This is a genomic window from Nocardiopsis tropica, assembly GCF_042660575.1.
Classification (GTDB): Bacteria; Actinomycetota; Actinomycetes; order Streptosporangiales; family Streptosporangiaceae; genus Nocardiopsis; species Nocardiopsis tropica.
On the sequence record NZ_JBHSUF010000005.1, the window covers coordinates 348,306 to 366,032 of the forward strand.

At 73.0% G+C, this 17,727-nt stretch carries 19 protein-coding genes; 9 read left to right on the forward strand and 10 right to left on the reverse strand.

All coding sequences use genetic code 11. The features are described from left to right. The first annotated feature begins 10 nt into the window (after positions 1 to 10). Genes ACFQBR_RS10730 through ACFQBR_RS10745 form a run of 4 tightly spaced genes read left to right on the forward strand, consistent with a single transcriptional unit; the run spans position 11 to position 1,841 of the window. Entirely contained in the window at positions 11 to 400 is a 390-nt protein-coding gene (locus ACFQBR_RS10730; protein ID WP_267946335.1) for a F0F1 ATP synthase subunit epsilon, read from the forward strand. Between the two features lie 29 nt (positions 401 to 429). Beyond that, positions 430 to 930 carry a DUF2550 domain-containing protein gene (locus ACFQBR_RS10735; RefSeq protein ID WP_267946334.1) on the forward strand — a complete coding sequence of 167 codons (501 nt, stop codon included), beginning with the start codon at positions 430 to 432 and terminating at the stop codon, positions 928 to 930. Positions 931 to 977: 47 nt separating this feature from the next. Next, positions 978 to 1,274, forward strand: coding sequence for an MTH1187 family thiamine-binding protein (locus ACFQBR_RS10740; RefSeq protein WP_267946333.1), 297 nt, complete (start codon positions 978 to 980; stop codon positions 1,272 to 1,274). 51 nt (positions 1,275 to 1,325) lie between these two features. Continuing rightward, positions 1,326 to 1,841 (forward strand): hypothetical protein, encoded by a 516-nt coding sequence (locus ACFQBR_RS10745; protein ID WP_267946332.1) that lies wholly within the window; start codon positions 1,326 to 1,328, stop codon positions 1,839 to 1,841. A gap of 100 nt (positions 1,842 to 1,941) precedes the next feature. On the opposite strand, the gene ACFQBR_RS10750 is transcribed toward ACFQBR_RS10745, so the two are convergent. The 8 genes from ACFQBR_RS10750 to nucS form a co-directional block, all read right to left on the reverse strand. After that, a complete protein-coding gene (locus tag ACFQBR_RS10750; RefSeq protein ID WP_267946331.1) occupies positions 1,942 to 2,538 on the reverse strand; it encodes a cob(I)yrinic acid a,c-diamide adenosyltransferase in 597 nt (198 codons plus the stop codon). 440 nt (positions 2,539 to 2,978) lie between these two features. Then, positions 2,979 to 4,406: a M28 family peptidase gene (locus ACFQBR_RS10755; RefSeq protein WP_267950495.1), complete on the reverse strand. Its 1,428-nt coding sequence runs from the start codon at positions 4,404 to 4,406 to the stop codon at positions 2,979 to 2,981. A gap of 338 nt (positions 4,407 to 4,744) precedes the next feature. Next, a complete protein-coding gene (locus ACFQBR_RS10760) occupies positions 4,745 to 5,434 on the reverse strand; it encodes a DUF1707 SHOCT-like domain-containing protein (protein WP_267946330.1) in 690 nt (229 codons plus the stop codon). 84 nt (positions 5,435 to 5,518) lie between these two features. Then, on the reverse strand, positions 5,519 to 6,154 hold the full coding sequence (locus tag ACFQBR_RS10765; protein WP_344183602.1) for a response regulator transcription factor: 636 nt from the start codon (positions 6,152 to 6,154) through the stop codon (positions 5,519 to 5,521). Next, positions 6,151 to 7,479: a sensor histidine kinase gene (locus ACFQBR_RS10770; RefSeq protein ID WP_344183604.1), complete on the reverse strand. Its 1,329-nt coding sequence runs from the start codon at positions 7,477 to 7,479 to the stop codon at positions 6,151 to 6,153. Before ACFQBR_RS10770 ends, ACFQBR_RS10765 begins: the two co-directional genes overlap by 4 nt. Beyond that, a complete protein-coding gene (locus ACFQBR_RS10775) occupies positions 7,476 to 8,333 on the reverse strand; it encodes an ABC transporter permease (RefSeq protein ID WP_344183606.1) in 858 nt (285 codons plus the stop codon). Before ACFQBR_RS10775 ends, ACFQBR_RS10770 begins: the two co-directional genes overlap by 4 nt. Continuing rightward, positions 8,330 to 9,205, reverse strand: a complete 876-nt coding sequence (locus ACFQBR_RS10780; RefSeq protein ID WP_344183608.1) for an ABC transporter ATP-binding protein — start codon at positions 9,203 to 9,205, stop codon at positions 8,330 to 8,332. Before ACFQBR_RS10780 ends, ACFQBR_RS10775 begins: the two co-directional genes overlap by 4 nt. 174 nt (positions 9,206 to 9,379) lie before the next feature. Further along, the gene (gene nucS / locus ACFQBR_RS10785; protein WP_267946325.1) at positions 9,380 to 10,057 is read right to left on the reverse strand and encodes an endonuclease NucS; all 678 of its coding nucleotides are present in this window, start codon (positions 10,055 to 10,057) and stop codon (positions 9,380 to 9,382) included. 239 nt (positions 10,058 to 10,296) lie between these two features. Between nucS and ACFQBR_RS10790 the strand changes: the two genes are divergently transcribed. From ACFQBR_RS10790 to ACFQBR_RS10800, 3 genes are all read left to right on the forward strand, one after another. Next, on the forward strand, positions 10,297 to 11,511 hold the full coding sequence (locus ACFQBR_RS10790) for a 3-hydroxyacyl-CoA dehydrogenase (RefSeq protein ID WP_344183610.1): 1,215 nt from the start codon (positions 10,297 to 10,299) through the stop codon (positions 11,509 to 11,511). Positions 11,512 to 11,593: 82 nt separating this feature from the next. After that, positions 11,594 to 11,923 (forward strand): ATP/GTP-binding protein, encoded by a 330-nt coding sequence (locus ACFQBR_RS10795; protein ID WP_267946323.1) that lies wholly within the window; start codon positions 11,594 to 11,596, stop codon positions 11,921 to 11,923. A gap of 115 nt (positions 11,924 to 12,038) precedes the next feature. Further along, positions 12,039 to 12,779: an alpha/beta hydrolase gene (locus ACFQBR_RS10800; protein WP_267946322.1), complete on the forward strand. Its 741-nt coding sequence runs from the start codon at positions 12,039 to 12,041 to the stop codon at positions 12,777 to 12,779. 296 nt (positions 12,780 to 13,075) lie between these two features. Here the strand turns inward: ACFQBR_RS10800 and ACFQBR_RS10805 are convergent, their stop codons facing one another. Together ACFQBR_RS10805 and mce are read right to left on the reverse strand one after the other, a co-directional pair. Continuing rightward, positions 13,076 to 14,359, reverse strand: a complete 1,284-nt coding sequence (locus ACFQBR_RS10805) for a DivIVA domain-containing protein (protein WP_267946321.1) — start codon at positions 14,357 to 14,359, stop codon at positions 13,076 to 13,078. A gap of 423 nt (positions 14,360 to 14,782) precedes the next feature. Beyond that, positions 14,783 to 15,241 carry a methylmalonyl-CoA epimerase gene (gene mce, locus ACFQBR_RS10810; RefSeq protein ID WP_267946320.1) on the reverse strand — a complete coding sequence of 153 codons (459 nt, stop codon included), beginning with the start codon at positions 15,239 to 15,241 and terminating at the stop codon, positions 14,783 to 14,785. Between the two features lie 86 nt (positions 15,242 to 15,327). Between mce and ACFQBR_RS10815 the strand changes: the two genes are divergently transcribed. Then, positions 15,328 to 16,515: an acetyl-CoA C-acetyltransferase gene (locus tag ACFQBR_RS10815; protein ID WP_267946319.1), complete on the forward strand. Its 1,188-nt coding sequence runs from the start codon at positions 15,328 to 15,330 to the stop codon at positions 16,513 to 16,515. Between the two features lie 248 nt (positions 16,516 to 16,763). Continuing rightward, complete coding sequence (gene meaB, locus ACFQBR_RS10820) at positions 16,764 to 17,711, forward strand: methylmalonyl Co-A mutase-associated GTPase MeaB (protein ID WP_344183613.1); 948 nt, start codon at positions 16,764 to 16,766, stop codon at positions 17,709 to 17,711. Positions 17,712 to 17,727: the final 16 nt, after the last annotated feature.

Genomic DNA, 17,727 nt, shown 5'->3' on the forward strand with positions numbered 1-17,727 from the left:
GTTTGTGGCAGTGTCGAAGAAGCTTTTCGTCGAGATCGTCTCGCCCGAACGTGAGATTTGGGCCGGCGAGGGCGACATGGTCATCGCGAAGACCGTCGAGGGCGAGATCGGCGTCCAGCCCGGGCACATCCCGGTGCTCTCGCTGCTGGCCCACGACGCCGTCGTTCGCGTACTGGGTGCGCGGGAGACCGGAGAGGTCCGGGCCGCCGCGCACAGCGGGTTCGTCTCGGTCTCGGGTGAGGGTCGTGTCTCCATCCTCGCCGAGACCGCCGAGCTCGCCGAGGACATCGATGTGGACCGTGCGCGCACGGCGCTGAAGAACGCGACCGAGGCCGGCGACACCGTCGCCCTGGGCCGCGCTCGGAGCCGCCTGCGCGCTGCTGGCGAGGACGTCGCCTAGCGAACCGGGACGGCGGAACGGCAGTGGGCATGGAACGACCGCTTCCCGCTCAGGCGGGACCGGGCTCCTGGCTGGGGTCCGCGCAGTGGGTGTTCTTCGCCCTGCTCTTCGTCTTCCTCGCGGTGGTGCTCGCCGTCACCGTGCGCCGCTGGGTACTCGTCCAGCGGGGCGGCGCGGTCGAGTGCTACCTGCGCACACCGGGCGGGCGGGGCCGCCGGGGCTCCTGGCGTATCGGCTTCGGCCGGTACGGAACGGAGAACCTCGGCTGGTTCCCCATCTTCTCCCTCAGGCCGCGGCCGACAGTGTTCCTGTCGCGCCGCGGCCTCGTCGTCGTGGGGAGGCGGGTCCCGAGCGGCGAGGACACCGAGCACCTGCCCGTGGACGTGACCGTCGTCCGGATCGGCTGGGCAGCCGAGGACGGCAGCGAGCCCCGGGAGGCGGTGTACGAGATCGCCATGAGCGAGAGCGCCCTGACGGGGTTCCTGTCCTGGCTGGAGTCGATGCCCCCGGGGACACAGTGGGAGGCGTGACCCCGAGAGGGTTCACATCCGACCCTTGCTGTGCCTAGCATGGCCGCATGATCGTCGCATTCTCTGTCTCTCCGCTCGGGGCCGGCGAGTCCGTCGCCCCCGCCGTCGCGCGGGCCGTGAAGGTCGTACGCGAGAGCGGGCTGCCCAACGAGACCACAGCCATGTTCACCAGCGTCGAGGGCGAGTGGGACGAGGTGATGGACGTCGTCAAGCGGGCCGTCGCCGCCGCGGGCGAGGGTTCCTCGCGGGTGTCCCTCACCCTCAAGGCCGACATCCGCGAGGGCGTCTCGGACGGCCTGCACAGCAAGGTCGAGGCCGTCGAACGGGAACTCGGCGACTCCTGAGGCCCCCGGGTCCTTCCGCGGAACCGGTCGGACACGGCAGTATGCGGTTCCATGGCCACTTCCCGATTCCGCGTCCTGTTCGCGCCGCTACTCCTGGCGCCCCTGCTCGCCGGCTGCTACCCGTCCGGCGGCCACGTCGGTGCTGTGGCCACGGGCCACTTCACCGCCCAGCACCGGTTCCCGGTCGTGATCGTCACCTGGTGCGGTGACGACCCGCCCCGCCAGATCGACCTGGCGGGGGAGTCCCGGAGCCTGCACCTCGTCGCCACCCGCGAGTTCGGGGGGAGCGAGCTGGAGGTCGACCTGGCCGCGCCGGGGGAGGACTGGGAGATCCTCGACGAGGACGGCAGGGCCGTCTACAGGATGGGCCCGGAATCCCCGGACGAGGAGTACACCCTCGGCGTGGGGTCGGCCGAGGCGGAGCCCGGGGAGCCCGCCGAGCACGACATCGGGACGCTCACCTTCACCACCGGGGCGCTGGCCGCCGAGCAGGGGGTGTACACGGAGGCCGACGGCGCCTCCGCCGCCGGGGCGGTCCCGCAGGAGGAGTTCCCGCCCGAGTGCTGAGACGGCCGGGACACGGGCCGGTGCGTGGTCCGCGGGTGCTGTCGGCGGGTTCGGCGCCTGCGCCGGTCGCCGCGGGCCCGGAACGCTCCGCGGAGCGGTCCTAGCGTTCGCCCCCGGGCTTCCAGAGCACCTCGTCGCCCTCGTCCGCCACGTACCGGCCGAGGATGAACAGCAGGTCGGAGAGCCGGTTGAGGTACTGCGCGGTGAGCGGGTTGACCGTGTCGCCGTGCTCCTCGACGGCGGCCCACACGCTGCGCTCCGCACGGCGCACCACGATTCGCGCCGTGTGCATCAGCGCCACGGTGGGGGAGCCTCCGGGGAGGATGAAGCTGCGCAGGGTGGGGAGGCCGGCGTTGTAGTGGTCGCAGGCCTCCTCCAACCGGGTGACGTACTCGGGGAGGACCCGCAGCGGCGGGTACTCCGGGTCCGGCACGATCGGCGTGGAGAGGTCGGCGCCCAGGTCGAACAGTTCGTTCTGCACCCGGCCGAGCAGGGCGCGCACGTCCCCGGGGACGTCCCCCAGGGCCAGCGCGACGCCGATGGCCGCGTTGGCCTCCTCCGTGTCGGCGTAGCCGACGAGGCGTGTGTCGTTCTTGCCGGTCCTGCTCATGTCGCCGAGGGCCGTCGTACCGGCGTCGCCGGTACGCGTGTAGATCTTCGACAGAACGACCGGCTTGTCCTTGTCCCGTGTGGTCATGCCCCCACCCTAGTGCGGCGGCCCCGCGCCACTCCGGCGCCGCCGTCCCCCGGTCGCGGCCCGTCCGGGCGGCGGAACCGCCGGCGGGCACGGGTGCGCCGGGTCGGGCCCGCTCGCACCGGCGCCGCCCCGGGCTGCGGGCGGGACGCCCACACTCCGTTCGTCACGGAGGATAACTGTTCAGTATCAAGGGGTGAAGGTGATGCACCTCACTGATACATTGAGACACGAGGGAGCTACTCAACGTAGTTTCCGGTGGTGTTCTACGCGTCAAGTCCCGGGTGGGAAGAGGGGGCCACCCGGGGCCGCCGCGCAGGGGGAGGCACCGCGAGGGGCGGGCGGCGTGAAACCGGGGGGTTCACACCGCCCGCCCCCATGTGCGGCGCCCCGGCCGGGGCGCCGGGGCCCGGAGTCCCCGCGGGGACCCCGGGCCCGTCCGCCTAGCGGAGCCAGGCGTCTCCCGTGCGCGGCAGCTCGGCCGGTGCGGAGGACCTCAGCACACCGTTGACCGGAAGGGTGCTCTCGGCGAAGAACTCCACGCCGTGGGCGCCGGCGGCCGACAGCTCCGCCACCGAGTCCCAGTCGATGTGCTCCATCGTGTCGTCCGCCGTGTGGTAGTACGGGTCGAAGGCCTCACCGGCGGTGCCGCCGTACCACTCGACCTGCTCCTCGCTCTTGATGCCGTCGGCGCCGCTGAACAGCCCCCCGGACGGGATGCCGGACTCCATGAAGGCCCTGTAGTCGCTGCGCCCGCTCAGCACGCCGGGCTCGCTCACCTGGTCCTGCGAGGCGAAGTAGTCCGCGAAGACCTTGGCGATCGCCCCGGACCCGGAGGGGGCTCCCGAGGAGTCGGGCAGCTCCATGCCGCCGTCGAGGACGAACCGGCCGTAGTTGTGCGAGCCGATCATGTCGAAGTTGAGGTAGAGGGCGATGTCCTCCAGCTGCTGCTCCGTCAGGTCCGCCACGTACTCGGTCGACCCGACCAGGCCCTCCTCCTCGGTGCCCCAGAAGGCGAACCGGACCTTGTTGTTCGGGTCGGCCTGCTCGGCGAGGCGGATAGCGGTCTCCAGCACGAACGCCGTGCCGCTGCCGTTGTCGTTGATGCCGGGGCCGTCCTCGACGCTGTCGAGGTGGGCGCCCACGACCACGACGTTGTCGTCGCGGCCCTCCGCCGTCTCGGCGAGGACGCTGTAGGAGCTCTCGGCGGAGACGGTGGCGTCCACCTTCACCCGGAGTTCGAGCCCGTCGGCGGCGATCAGGTCGGCGCCCGTCAGCCCGGACACTCCCACGGCCGGGATGGCGGAGACGGTCTCTATGGTGCCGAGGAAGACCTCGTCCGCGTTGTTCACCACGACGGCGGCGGAGGCGCCCGCGTCGGCGGAGTTCTGGACCTTCTCGGAGAAGGGGCAGGTGCCCCGCACGGTGATCGCGACCGCGCCCTCGGGGAAGCCCGCGAAGTCGTCGGGGGAGCACCCGCTCGCCGTGCTGTCCGCGTTGACGGCGACGGCCGGGGCGGTGACGTCCCCGGAGCCGGAGTAGCTCATGGGGACGTAGTCGACATCGGCCTCGTAGACGGCCTCGCCGGGCGCGGTCTGCGCCAGGACGGAGGGCGACTGCTCGCGCCAGAGCTCGTAGTCGTACTCGTGCCGGTACGTCTCGTACCCCGCGCGTTCGAGCTGGTCCTCCACGTACAGGGCGGCGACGTCGTATCCGGGGGTGTTCGTCGCCCGGTTGCCGCCGTTGTACTCGGCGATGGTGTCCAGGTTCTCCATGTGCTCCCGGACGGCGCCGGCGGTGACCAGGTCGGCGAGGCGGTCGGGCTCGCTCTCGGCGTGGGCGGGGCCCGACGCCAGGGCCCCGGAGGCCATGAGGACGGCGGCGAGGCCCGCCGCGGCGGTGCGCCCGCCGGGCCGGGGGGAGGAGGGGGATGCCAAGGCGGACGCTCTGCCGAGCGTGGCCCGTCGGTGTGTGGGGCGCAACGGTCTTCCTCCGGAGTGCGGGGGTCCACCGCTCCGCGGCGTGGGGGGTGGACACCTCTGGTGGGCGAAGTTTCGCTGCAGCCTGTCACCGGAACGGTGTTCCCGGCAAGGAGTGACAAGCCTGATTGCCACAATCAGCCACGCAACTTACGCGTTCGGTGCGCACTGTGCCCGTGGCGGAGCCCCGGAGGGACCGATCGTCCAGCGGCCGGCCCCCGGGGCGCGGCTCAGTCCTCGTCGCCCCGGTCGCGCTTGCGCTGGTGCTTGCGCCGCTTGTAGACCACGCCCACGCCGGCCATGACCGCGAGGCCGCGGATGTGCACGATCGGCGCGTCCGGGTCCACCACGCTCGGCGGATCGCCGCCCTCGGTACCGAAGCCCCCCATGATCGGCAGCCCGTGGACGCGGACCTGGATGTCGTCGGGGACCTTGATCTCGATCCCGGCCATCACACAGCCGGTCCAGATCGTGGTCTCGCGGTGGACGAACCGCGCCTCGCGCAGGTCCAGTTCGACGCCGCCCATGAGGGCGAGCGCGAAGAAGTTCTTGGGGACCACCCACGCCCCGGCGCGGTCGGAGCCGCCCATCACGGCCACGGCGGCGGTACTGGTGGGGGTCGCCCGGGGGGTGACCCGGCCGCTGCCGTAGATCGGGCGGGGCGAGCGGAAGTCGCCGGAGACGGGGGTCAGGGAGGAGGGGCCGCCGTCGGTCGCGGGCAGGTCCTCCGTGAGGGGGACGAGCTCGCCGATGGTCTTGGCGCGGTAGACCGCGTCCAGGCGTTCGCTGTGCTCGTCCGGGTCCAGGCGGCCTTCGGCGAGGGCTTCGCGCAGGCGGTGCGCGACGGAGTCGCGGTCGGCGTCGGAAGCGCGCAGCCGACCGTGCTCGGGGGGATTGGCGTCGTTCATCGGGTCCACCATATGACGATTCTTCCCCGGCGGCACGCGCGTGCCATCCGGGAGGATCCCTGAGCCGACCCTGAAGCGCCCCTCCCTCCCCGGGAGTCACCGGTCCGGGAGCAGCCCGCGGCGGATCGCCCGGGAGACGGCCGCCGTGCGGTCGCCCACGCCGAGCTTGTCGTACACCCGCATCAGGTGGGTCTTCACCGTCGTCTGGCTGATGTGCAGGGCGCGGCCGATGGCCGCGTTGGTCCGGCCCTCGGCGGCCAGGCGCAGCACCTCCGTCTCGCGGGGTGACAGGACGGCCGCGGGAGGGGCGGTCCTCTGCCGCATCCCGGACAGGAGCTTGCCCGCGACCCGGCCGGTGAGCACGGTCTCCCCGCGGGCCGCGGCGCGGACCGCGTCGGCCAGGGCCGCGCGCGGGGTGTCCTTGAGCAGGTAGCCGGTGGCGCCCGCCTCGACGGCCCGCAGGATGTCGCCGTCGGTGTCGTAGGTGGTGAGCACCAGGACGTGCGCGCCGGGGTGGTCGGCGGTGATGCGCTCGGTGGCCGAGACCCCGTCGCCGCCGGGCATGCGCAGGTCCATGAGGACGACGTCGGGGGAGAGCGCGGCGACCAGGGCCAGGGCCTCGGGTCCGGAGGCCGCGTCGCCGACCACGCTGAGGTCCGGCTCGGCGCCGAGCATGCCGCGGATCCCCTCGCGGACCACCGGGTGGTCGTCGACCAGCAGGACGCGGATCACGGTATGCGCTCCTCGTGTGTCTCATGGGAAGTGGGGCCGGTGAGGGTTCGGCCGGGGACGGAGGCCCCCGCCGACGGGAGGGACATGCGGACGGTGGTGCCGGAACCGGGGGCGGCCTCGACGTCCAGGGTCCCGCCCACACTCGCCGCCCGGTGCCCCATGTTGGCGAGACCGCGGCCCGCGGAGACCTCCCCGGGGACGAATCCGCGTCCGTCGTCGGAGACGGTCAGTTCGACGCACGCCTCCGTGTAGCCCAGGACCACCTCGACACGGCGGGCCCCGGAGTGCCTGCGCACGTTGGACAGTGCCTCCTGCGCGGTGCGCAGCAGGCAGATCTGCAGGTCGTTGGTGAGATGCGCCGGGGAGCCCTCCACCCTGGAGTGCGCGGTGGCGGCGAGTTCGTCGCCGAGTCGCGCGGTGATCCTCGCCAGGATCGCCTCCAGGTCCCCGGCGGCGAAGGGCGCCGGCTGGCGCGCCGCCACCATCGCCCGCGCCTCCGCCAGGTTCTCCGCGGCGGTCTCGCGCATCAGCGCCAGGTGGCGGCGCGCGGTCGCGGGATCGGAGTCCAGCTCCGACTCCACCGCCTGGGTGAGGGCGACGATGCTGGTCAGCCCCTGCGCCAGGGTGTCGTGCATCTCGCGGGCGAGGCGTTCGCGCTCTGCCATGGCACCGGACTCCTCCGACAGCCTGACCGCCTCGGAGCGGCTCTCGCGGAGCTCGGCGATCAACTCGGACCGCTCGTAGCTCTGCTCCACGATCAGCTCGAACCACCGCCCGAACCACAGGGCGTATCCGACGATCGCGCCGTGGACCAGCGCGGTGACCAGGACCGTGTTCCACTCCTCCGTGCCGGCCAGCCCCCGTACCGGTCCCGGCAGCAGCAGGACGACCGCCACCGTGGGGACGGCCACCGCGGACCCGCACGTCATGAAGCAGAGCGGGGCGACGGCGATGAGCATGAAGGTCAGGTTCGGGTTGAGGAGCACCGCGGGCAGGATGCACAGGAGGAGGAGCGCGCTCAGCACCAGCGAGCGGGGCAGGTCCCAGTCGGAACCGTCCAGGAGGAGCAGCCTCCTGCCGTACGCGTAGTAGACGGCGATGACGCCCGCCGTCAGGGACGCGGGCAGCCAGCGCCCGTCCGGATCGCCGCTCACCAGGGCGAGCAGGACCATACCGAGCATCGTGCCGGTGAAGTACAGGTCCCACCAGCCGCCCAGGTCCCACGCGTGCCGCTCGCCGGCACCGGGGTCCTTCCCGACGGCGGGCCGCCCGTCGCCGTCCGCGCCCCGGTCCCGGTCGGCGACAGCCTCGGCCACGTCGCTCACCCGTCCCTCCGCGTCTTCCACCGGAACGTCACCAGTGTCAGGACCAAGCCCACCACACACCACGTGCCCAGGGCCAGGGCCACCTGGGGGAGGTCCCAGGAGCCGCCGGGCTCGAGCGCGGCCATCTCCTCGGGGAAGAACCCGGCCCGCATGCCCTGGGCCATCCACAGGAGGGGGAAGAGGCCCGCCGCGTCCACCACCCAGTCGGGCAGGGCCACGACCGGCACGAAGACGCCCGACGTGAACTGCAGGACGAGGAAGGGCACGACCACCACGGCGGAGGCCGCCTGTGCGGACCGGGCCAGTGAGCTGACCGCGATCCCGAGGAGGGCGCACGAGACGGTGCCGAGGAGGAGGACCCACGCCAGGGTGGCCCACGACCCGGCGTCGGAGGGCAGCCGCGCGCCGAACCCCAGGACGGCGACGCCCAGCAGGAGGACCGTCTGGCCGAACGACAGGAAGGCCACCAGCACGGTCTTGCCGATGAAGTAGGCGCTCGGCGGCATCGGCGTGCCGCGCAGGCGGCGCAGCCCGCCGTTCTCGCGCTCACCGGCGATGCCGGTGCCCAGGAGCTGGAAGCTCACCGACATGAGGCCCATGGCGATCATGCCCGGCAGGTAGTGGTCGACGGCGGGCATGCCCATGTCGAACATGCCGTCGAAGACGGACGCGAACAGGACCAGGATCAGCGCGGGCAGGCTGAACGTGAAGACCAGGCTCTCCCACTCCCGGCTGAACGACCGGATCTCGACCCGTCCCCGGGACAGGCCGATCCGCAGGGCGCCGGGCAGCCGACGGGCGTGCCCCGGTCCGGAGGGGGCGGGCCCGGGGGCCGGCGCGGTGTCGGTGCTCATACGGTGCTCCTCCCGGCGGCCTCCGCGCCGCCGTCCTGTCCGATCAGTTCCAGGTAGGTCTCCTCCAGGGTGGGGCGGTGCACGCTCAGCCCCGGCACCTCGCCGCCGAAGCACGCGGACAGCTCGCCCACGACCCGGGCCGGCTCGTCGGTGACGGTCTCGCGCCGACGCCCCTCGACGGTCCAGCGCACCGTGGCCCGGGCGGAGGCCCGTCCGCCCAGGGTGGCGGGATCGCCCAGGGCCCGGACCCTCCCGCGCGCGATCACGCACACGCGGTCGGCGAGTTCCTCCGCCTCCTCCAGGTAGTGGGTGGTCAGCACGATGCTGGTCCCCCCGTCGGCGAGCTCGCCGACGAGGGACCAGAAGTCCCTCCTGGCCTGCGGGTCGAACCCCGTGGTGGGCTCGTCCAGGAACAGGAGTTCGGGACGGCCCACGATGCCGAGGGCCACGTCCAGCCGGCGGCGCTGTCCGCCGGACAGGGAGGAGGGCAGCGCCTTGGCCTTCTCCGCCAGGCCGACCCGCTCGACCACCTCGTCGGGGTCGTGGCTCTCGGGGTAGTAGCCCGCGAAGTGGCGGACCAGGTCGCGTACCGGGAGCGCGGGGACCTGGGTCTCCTGCTGCCAGACGACGCCGATCCGCGACCGCCACACGCGCCCGGCCGTGCCCGGGTCCTCGCCGAGGACGCGGACGGCGCCCCCGTCCCTGCGCCGGAAGCCCTCCAGGATCTCGACGGTGGTGGACTTCCCCGCGCCGTTGGGGCCGAGGAACGAGAACACCTCGCCGCGGTGCACGGTCAGGTCGACGCCCGCCACGGCTGTGTCGTCCCCGTATCTCTTGGTGAGGCCGCGTACCTCGATCGCTTCTCCGCTCATGGGAACGACTCTTCCGGCACGGGGCCGCCGGGGGTATCGGCCGCCGGGCCGCCGGGGGTCCTCCGATCGGACGACGGCGGCGGGGCGGGCACGGCGGAGGCCCCCGGCTGGTGTCGCCGGGGGCCTCGGAGAGCCGGGAGGGGTCCGGCGCCGCGGGCGGCGGCCGGGAGGGGGTCAGAACAGGCGCAGGACGTCGGGCTCGATACCGCGCAGCGCGTCGTAGTCCAGCACCACGCAGGAGATGCCGCGGTCCTCGGCCAGGACGCGGGCCTGGGGTTTGATCTCCTGAGCCGCGAAGACGCCGCGCACGGGGGCGAGCTGCGGATCCCGGTTGAGCAGTTCCAGGTAGCGCGTGAGCTGCTCGACACCGTCGATGTCGCCCCGGCGCTTCAGCTCGACGGCCACCGTGGCGTTGCCCGCGTCGCGGCACAGGATGTCGACCGGGCCGATCGCCGTCGGGAACTCGCGGCGGATGAGCGTGTAGCCCTCGCCCAGCGTGGTGATGTGCTCGGCGAGCAGTTCCTGGAGGTGGGCCTCGACGCCGTCCTTCTGGAGGCCGGGGTCCTTGCCGAGCTCGTGGGAGGTGTCGTGCATGACCTCCTCGACGGTCAGCACCAGCTTCTCGCCGGACTTGCCGTGGGTGACGGTCCACAGGTCCGGCCCGTCCTCGACGGTCTCCTCACGGAGCTTGCACGGCGGGTTCATCCAGTTCAGCGGTTTGAACGCCCGGTCGTCGGCGTGGATGGACACGCTCCCGTCGGCCTTGATGAGGATCAGCCGGGGAGCCATGGGCAGGTGTGCGGTGAGCCGGCCGACGTAGTCGACGCTGCACCGAGCGATGACGAGACGCACGAAACGCCACGTTACCGCCTCCGGCGGGCGGGCGGACCCGAACCGCCCTCCCGCCGGGAGCGGCCGCCCCGGACGGGTCCGGGGCCCTCCTCCCCGTGCCCGGGGCCGGACGCGGCCGCGGCGCGCCGGAGGCGGGGAGCGCCTCGGTGCCGGCGCTTCGGCGCCGCCCGCGGCACGCAGTGCCCGCCCGGGGCATCCCGTGCGCCGTCCACGGGGTCCCGCCCTTTAGTCTTGGGCGTATGGTGCAGGAATTTGACAAGGTCGGTGTCGTCGGACTCGGCGCGATGGGCGCGGGCATCGCAGAGGTGTTCGCCCGCGCGGGGTTCAACGTCATCGGGGTCGAGATCGACCAGGCCGCCGTCGACCGCGGCCGCAGTCACATGGACAAGTCCCTCTCGCGCGCGGTCAGCAAGGGCAAACTCACCGAGGAGGAACGCTCCGGGATCGACGCCCGCCTGACGTTCACCACCTCGCGGGAGGATCTCGCCGACGCGGACTTCGTCGTCGAGGCCGTCCCCGAGCGGATGGACGTCAAGAAGGACGTCTTCGCGGACCTGGACAGGATCTGTCCGCCCGGGACGATCCTGGCCACCAACACGTCGTCCCTGTCGGTCACCGAGATCGCGGCGCTCACCGGACGGCCCGAGAAGGTCGTCGGTCTGCACTTCTTCAACCCGGCGCCGGTCATGAAGCTGGTCGAGGTGATCACCACGGTGTCCACCGGCGAAGAGACCGTCGACGTGGTCACCGAGGTCGCCAAGCGCATCGGCAAGACGCCCGTGGCGGTCGGGGACCGTGCCGGGTTCGTCGCCAACGCGCTGCTCGTGCCCTACATCAACGACGCCGTCCGCCTGTACGAGCGGGGGATCGCCACCCGCGCGGAGATCGACGCCGCCGCCCAGAAGGCCGCGGACCTGCCCATGGGGCCGCTCGCCCTCGCCGACCTGGTCGGCCTGGACGTGTGCCTCGCCGTCATGGACGTCCTGTGGGAGGAGTACCGCGACCCGCGCTTCACCGCCTCGCCGCTGCTGCGCCGCATGGTCGCCGCGGGACAGCTGGGCCGCAAGACCGGCATGGGCTTCCACGAGGGCCGCTCCGAGGAGCCGGAGCCCCGGGCCGAGAGCCGCTACGCCGAGATGATCCGGGACGAGGAGACCCTCGACCTCGGGGAGATCCTCATCGCCCCGCAGATCGACGACGCCCTGCGCATGATCGGCGACGGCTACGCCTCGGCCAAGGACGTCGACACCGCGATGCGGTTCGGCTGCGGTTACCCCAAGGGTCCGACCGAGCTCCTGGCGGACCGCGGCGCGGAGTCCGTGGTCACCACCCTGATGGCGATGGGCGAGTACAGCCTGACCACGATCGCGGTGCCCGCACCGCTCCTGATGGACCAGCTGCCCGACGCCGAGGAGGGGCAGGGCCACGGCGGCGGCTGCGCCTGCCACGGCTGATCCGCTCCGGGCCCGCTCACGCAGTGGCCGCCGTCGCCGGTGTGACGGCGGCCACTGCCGTTTCTCTCCTACCCTTGACGGTGTGAGCCCGCGACGAAACTCCCCCCGCCGCAAACCCACCCGGGGCCGTGACTCCTCCGGTGGGGTCCCCGACGAGGACGCACTCATGCTGCGCGTCACCGGCGGGCAGCGCCGCGAGGCCGGCCCGGACGGGGAGTGGGTCACACGTCGTATCCCCGGGGCGTCCGCCGTCAAGGCCTACCGGTGCCCCGGCTGCGCGCAGGAGATCCCGTCCGGCATGCCCCACGTGGTGGCCTGGCGCCCCTACGGCGACGGCGGGGACCGGCGCCACTGGCACTCCTCCTGCTGGGACCGGCGTTCGCACCGCTCCCCCCGGGCCCCGCGCCGCTGAGCCCGGCCGCCCGGAGGACCCGCCCCCGGTCCGCCCCGCCCCGGTCCGCCTCCCGCGGGCCCGCGTCGGCAGGCCCGCCGCGCGGGGCGCCCACCCACCCAGGAGACGAGGAGCCATGGAGATTCGAGCCACCACGGTGCTGCCCGCCGTGAGACGACCCATCACCCTGCACACCGCCGACGGCCTGGAGCTGGTCGGTGAGCTGGCCCTGCCCGAGGACCGGGCCCCGGTGGCCACGCTGGTGTGCCTGCACCCGCTGCCCACCGCCGAGGGCATGATGGACAGCCATGTCCTGCGCAAGGCGTCGTTCCGGCTCCCCGCACTGGCCGGCGTCGCGGTGCTCCGGTTCAACACGCGCGGCACGACGTCGCGCCACGGCACCAGCCAGGGCGAGTTCGGCGAGGGCGAGACCGAGCGCCACGACGTGGTCGCGGCCATCGAGTTCACGGAGTTCGAGGGCCTGCCCGAGCCCTGGCTGCTCGGCTGGTCCTTCGGTACCGAGCTGGCCCTCAAGTGGGGCGCGGACCCGCAGGTGCGGGGCGCCCTCCTGCTGTCCCCGCCGCTGCACCGCGCCGACGAGTCCGACATGGCGGCGTGGGCCGAGACCGGCAAGCCGGTGGTGGCCCTGGTCCCCGAGCACGACGACTACCTGCGCCCGGCCGAGGCCAGGGAGCGGTTCAAGCCGCTCACGCAGGCCGAGGTGATCGGTGTGGACGGGGCCAAGCACCTGTGGGTGGGCGAGCCGTACGTGCGCCGGGTGCTCGACGAGATCGTCAGAAGGGTCAGCCCGGAGGCGTACCCGCTGCCGACCGAGTGGGACGGCCCCTACGAGAAGGACGTCCGCACCCTCGCGTAGGAGCGGACCCCCGCGGGGGAGATGAGTCGTACGTCTCCCCGTGGAGGCGTTCTCGATCCCGGGGGCCTCTTGAGTCACATCGACCCCTGCGGCTGCTCCGGCCCCGGTGGTCACGTCGGCCTCGGCCCGCGCGGGCCCGGACGGACGGGCGGAACGTGCCGTCACCGCCGGCCGCGTGGCAGGTCACGGGCCTCCGACGGCGAAGGGCCCGCCTCCCCGGGGGGAGGCGGGCCCTTCCATGCGCTCACCGGCTCCGCCCGGGGCGGGGACGCGGCGGCCGCGGTGCGGCCTGGGCGCTACTCCTGCCACCAGTCCTCGTCGTCGGCGCCCTTGCCGGAGTGCGCCGGCTGCTTGGTCTCCTCGGCCGCGGCGGGCTCCTGGTGGGCGATCGCGGCGGGGGCCGGGGCGGCGGGGGCGACCGGGGCCGGAGCCGGGGCGGCGCCGCCACCGAGCAGCTGGCGCAGCTGCTGGAGGTGCGACTGGATGCTGTCGCGCTGGCGGTTGAGCTCGTCGACCTCCTTGCGGGCGGCCGTCATGATCCGGTTGGCCTCGGCCTTGGCGTCGCTGAGCTGGTGCTCCGACTTCGACTTGGCCTCGGCCTCGATCTGCGAGGCGTTCTTCTTGGCGTTGCCGACCAGCTGCTTGGCGTGGTTCTCGGCGTCGCGGCGGGTCTGCTCCGCCTGCTGGCTCGCCTTGGTGGCGCGCTGCTCGGCGCTGGAGGCCCGCTCCTCCGCCTCGTTGACCATCTTCTGGGTGGCGGCCTGGGCGGCCGCCAGGCGCTCGGCGTCCTGGCGCTCGGCCTCGGCGCGGCGGTCGGCCAGCTGGAGCTCGAACTGGTCCTCGGTCTCGGTGCGGCGGGCCTCGGACTCGGCGAACGCGCGCTCGGCGTTCTTGCGCAGCTCCTCGGCCTGGCTCTTGGCCGACTGGATGGTCTCGTCGCGCTCGCGCTTGGCGGCGGCACGGGCCTGGGCGCACTCGCGCTCGGTGGTCGTGCGCAGCTTGGCGATCTCGCCCTCGAAGGTGGCGCGCTTCTCGGCGATCTCGTGGTCGACCGCGGAGCGCTTCTTCTGGACCTCGCGCTCGGTGGTGGAGGCCAGCTCGTCGGCCTCGCGGCGGGCCGTGGTGCTGATCTCCTCGGCCTCGGCCTCGGCGGTCTGCCGCAGCTCGTCGGCCTCGCGCTGGGCGAGGGTCCGGACCTCGGTGGCCTCGGACTCGGCGGCCGCGCGCATTTCGGCGGCCTCGATCTTGGCGGCCGAGCGGATGTCGTTGGCGTCGATCTGCGCGCTCTGGACCAGCTCGTTGGCCTGCTCCTCCGCGAGGCGCAGCAGCTCCTCGATCCGCGAGCCCAGGCCGGAGTAGGAGGGGCGCTCCCGCTCCTGGAGCTGACGGTTCTTGGAGGTGAGCTCGGCCTTGAACTTCTCGATCTGCTTGCTGTTCTGCTTGACCTCGTTGCGCAGGCCGTCCAGGTAGTCCGTCACCTGGGTGCGGTCATAGCCACGCAGCACCACGTCGAATTCGGGCGGGGTGTTGTCTTCGTCGAAGATGTTGTTGAGCTGGGTGTCAATGTTGTTTGACGGCATGTGGCGGAATCCTGAACGGGTGCGAGACGGCTAACTTGCAAACGGACCGGGGACGACATGGGGGCGGTGGCGCCGTCCCCGGTGGACGGGCGTGTCCGGAGGGGGTGTGCGAACCGGGGGGCGGTGGACCGGCGCGGCGGGCCCGGCAGCCCCTGACCGCCTCCGATGTCGTCCGCGTACGCCATGCCATCACGACACGGCGGCACGGTGTGACGGCCCACCCGGCTCGACCACCGGACTGCAAGACATGGACCAGCTCCGGAAAACACATCCGGCAGCTAGCCGACTTTATCAAGCGTGGAACCCCTGGGAAGAGGGTTTCGTGTAACTTCCGCCGGGGTCTGAGGTCAGCCGTGCGGCTGGAACTCAAGATGTGATGTGTCCGGAACGCCCTTGTGACGTCGTTTCGGAATCGCGTCCGCGTCAGTGCGCGGTTTGCACCAACTCCGTGAGCACGCCCCCGTTGTCCTTCGGATGGAGGAAGACGATCCTGGACCCGGCCGTCCCGGTGCGGGGCTCGGGGTTCAGCACACGCACCCCGCGTGCGCCGATCCCCTCGGCGCTCCGCGCGACGTCGGACGTGCCGAAGGCGATGTGGTGCACCCCCTCGCCGTTGCGTTCCAGGAACTTCGCGACCGGGGAGTCGTCGCGGGTGGGTTCGAGCAGTTGCAGATACGTGGCGCCCCCGTCGTCCGTGCCGTTGATCCGGAGCATCGCCTCGCGGACGCCCTGTTCCTCGTTCACCTCCTCGTGCTCCACCTCGAAGCCGTAGGTCCTCCTGTAGAACGCGATGGACGCGTCGAGGTCGCGGCACGCGATCCCCACGTGGTCGAGGCGGGTGAGGCCGGGGAACGCGCTGGCCGGGCCGGGTGCTTCGCCCATGTCGTGAACCTCCCGAGGGTCGAGGACGGCGGTGTGGGTATCGTTGCAGACCAGGTGCGTCACCCATCACTTGGAGGCCAGTTACGATGCCCGGTTCCGTCATCGTCGGTGGGGCGCGTACCCCCACCGGCAGACTCCTCGGCTCCCTCGCCGGGTTCTCCGCCGCCGATCTCGGCGGCTTCGCCGTCAAGGCCGCCCTGGAACGCGCGGGCATCAGCGGCGAACAGGTCGGATACGTGGTCATGGGACAGGTGCTCCAGGCCGGCGCCGGGCAGATCCCGTCGCGCCAGGCCGCCGTCAAGGCGGGCATCCCCATGAGCGTGCCGTCGGTGACGATCAACAAGGTCTGCCTGTCGGGCCTCGACGCGATCGCCCTCGCGGACCAGCTCATCTCCGCGGGCGAGTTCGACGTGGTGGTGGCCGGGGGCATGGAGTCCATGACCAACGCCCCGCACCTGCTCCCCAAGTCCCGCAAGGGCTACAAGTACGGGTCGATCGAGGTCCTGGACGCGACCGCGCACGACGGTCTGACCGACGCCTTCGAGGGCGACTCCATGGGCGCCTCCACGGAGCGGCACAACGCCAAGCTCGGCATCGGCCGCCGCGAGCAGGACGAGTTCTCGGCCCGCTCGCACCAGCGGGCCGCCGCAGCGGCGGAGGCGGGGTACTTCGACGCGGAGATCGTCCCCGTGGAGATCCCCCAGCGCAAGGGCGACCCGGTCGTGTTCGCCGCCGACGAGGGCGTGCGGCCCGGCACCACGGCGGAGGGGCTGGGCAAGCTGCGCCCGGCCTTCGACAGCGAGGGCACCATCACGGCGGGCTCGTCGTCCCAGATCTCCGACGGCGCCGCCGCGGTGGTCGTGATGAGCCGGGCCAGGGCGGAGGAGCTGGGCGTCCCGGTCCTCGCCGAGATCGGCGCCCACGGGAACGTCGCGGGCCCGGACAACTCGCTGCACTCCCAGCCGTCCAACGCGATCCGGCACGCGCTGGCCAAGGCAGGGAGGTCCGTGGAGGAGCTGGACCTGATCGAGATCAACGAGGCGTTCGCCGCGGTGGGCCTGCAGTCCATCAGGGACCTGGGCGTCTCCGAGGACATCGTCAACGTGAACGGCGGCGCGATCGCGATCGGCCACCCGATCGGCGCCTCCGGGGCCCGCATCGCGCTGCACCTGGTCAACGAGCTGCGCCGCCGCGGAGGCGGGTTCGGCGCCGCGGCCCTGTGCGGGGGCGGCGGCCAGGGCGACGCCCTGCTGTTCACGGTTCCCGCCGAGTAGCGCGCCCGGCCCCGTGCGCCCCGTGCGCCACAGGGGCCGGACGCCCGCCCCCCGGCCCGCGCGCGGTCCCGGGCGACCCCCGGCCGCCCGCGTGGCGGAGCCCGGCGGGGGCGGCGCGTCCGAAGACACTGTTCCGAAGACACACCCGCGCCCGGGGGAGCCCCGGAGCGCGCGACGCACCCGACAGCGGCGGGGCGGGGGCCACGAGCCCTCGCCCCGTCCTGCTCCTGCCGACACCTAGGAGTCCCATGCACGCCCCCCAGCTGGTCGAACGGGTTCGGAAGGGTGACCGCCGGGCCCTGGCCCGCGCGATCACCCTCGTCGAGAACGGCGCCGAGGAACTGAGCGCGATCATGGCGGGCCTGGCCCCCGGCACCGGGCGCGCGAGGGTGGTCGGGTTCACCGGCTCGCCGGGCGTGGGCAAGTCCACGACCACGAACGCCGTCGTGCGCGCCGTGCGGGCCAAGGGCCTGACCGTGGCCGTCCTGGCGGTGGACCCCTCGTCCCCGTTCACGGGGGGCGCACTGCTCGGCGACCGCGTGCGGATGCAGGAGCACGCCACCGACCCGGGCGTCTACATCCGCTCCATGGCCAACAGGGGACACCTGGGCGGGCTGTCCTGGGCCACCCCCCACGCGCTGCGGGTGCTGGACGCCGCCGGGTTCGACGTGATCCTGGTCGAGACGGTGGGCGTGGGCCAGGCCGAGGTGGAGATCGCGGGCCGGGCCGACACGACCGTGGTGCTGTCCGCGCCAGGCATGGGGGACGCGGTGCAGGCGGCGAAGGCCGGCGTGCTGGAGGTGGCCGACGTGTTCGCCGTGAACAAGGCGGACCGGGACGGGGCGAGGGTGACCCTGCGCGAGCTGCGCCAGATGGTCGCGATGAAGGACCGCGCCGACGACGAGTGGAAGCCGCCGATCGTCATGACCGTCGCGGCGGAGGACGAGGGCGTCGCCGAGCTGTGGGAGCGGGTGGAGGAGCACTTCGCCCACCTGGAGGCGACCGGCGGGCTGGCCGTGCGCCGCCGGGCCCGGGCGAGGGACGAGGTCCAGGCGATCGTGCTGGAGCGCCTGCGCTCCCGTCTGGGCGGCCTCGGGGAGGAGACCGGCCTGGACGCGCTCGCCCGGGAGGTGGCCGAGGGGCGGAGCGACCCGTACGCCGCTGCCGAGGTGCTGTTGGAGGAGCTCGGGGCGTAGGGCGTGCGGGGGCGCC

What these genes read in the sequence shown, in the direction of transcription:
- ACFQBR_RS10735 (WP_267946334.1), top strand. Translation starts at nt 430, where the DNA reads ATGGAACGACCGCTTCCCGCTCAGGCGGGACCGGGCTCCTGGCTGGGG.
- ACFQBR_RS10740 (WP_267946333.1), top strand. Translation starts at nt 978, where the DNA reads ATGATCGTCGCATTCTCTGTCTCTCCGCTCGGGGCCGGCGAGTCCGTC.
- ACFQBR_RS10745 (WP_267946332.1), top strand. Translation starts at nt 1,326, where the DNA reads ATGGCCACTTCCCGATTCCGCGTCCTGTTCGCGCCGCTACTCCTGGCG.
- ACFQBR_RS10750 (WP_267946331.1), bottom strand. Translation starts at nt 2,538, where the DNA reads ATGACCACACGGGACAAGGACAAGCCGGTCGTTCTGTCGAAGATCTAC.
- ACFQBR_RS10755 (WP_267950495.1), bottom strand. Translation starts at nt 4,406, where the DNA reads ATGGCCTCCGGGGCCCTGGCGTCGGGCCCCGCCCACGCCGAGAGCGAG.
- ACFQBR_RS10760 (WP_267946330.1), bottom strand. Translation starts at nt 5,434, where the DNA reads ATGGTGGACCCGATGAACGACGCCAATCCCCCCGAGCACGGTCGGCTG.
- ACFQBR_RS10775 (WP_344183606.1), bottom strand. Translation starts at nt 8,333, where the DNA reads ATGAGCACCGACACCGCGCCGGCCCCCGGGCCCGCCCCCTCCGGACCG.
- ACFQBR_RS10780 (WP_344183608.1), bottom strand. Translation starts at nt 9,205, where the DNA reads ATGAGCGGAGAAGCGATCGAGGTACGCGGCCTCACCAAGAGATACGGG.
- ACFQBR_RS10790 (WP_344183610.1), top strand. Translation starts at nt 10,297, where the DNA reads ATGGTGCAGGAATTTGACAAGGTCGGTGTCGTCGGACTCGGCGCGATG.
- ACFQBR_RS10800 (WP_267946322.1), top strand. Translation starts at nt 12,039, where the DNA reads ATGGAGATTCGAGCCACCACGGTGCTGCCCGCCGTGAGACGACCCATC.
- ACFQBR_RS10805 (WP_267946321.1), bottom strand. Translation starts at nt 14,359, where the DNA reads ATGCCGTCAAACAACATTGACACCCAGCTCAACAACATCTTCGACGAA.
- mce (WP_267946320.1), bottom strand. Translation starts at nt 15,241, where the DNA reads ATGGGCGAAGCACCCGGCCCGGCCAGCGCGTTCCCCGGCCTCACCCGC.
- ACFQBR_RS10815 (WP_267946319.1), top strand. Translation starts at nt 15,328, where the DNA reads ATGCCCGGTTCCGTCATCGTCGGTGGGGCGCGTACCCCCACCGGCAGA.
- meaB (WP_344183613.1), top strand. Translation starts at nt 16,764, where the DNA reads ATGCACGCCCCCCAGCTGGTCGAACGGGTTCGGAAGGGTGACCGCCGG.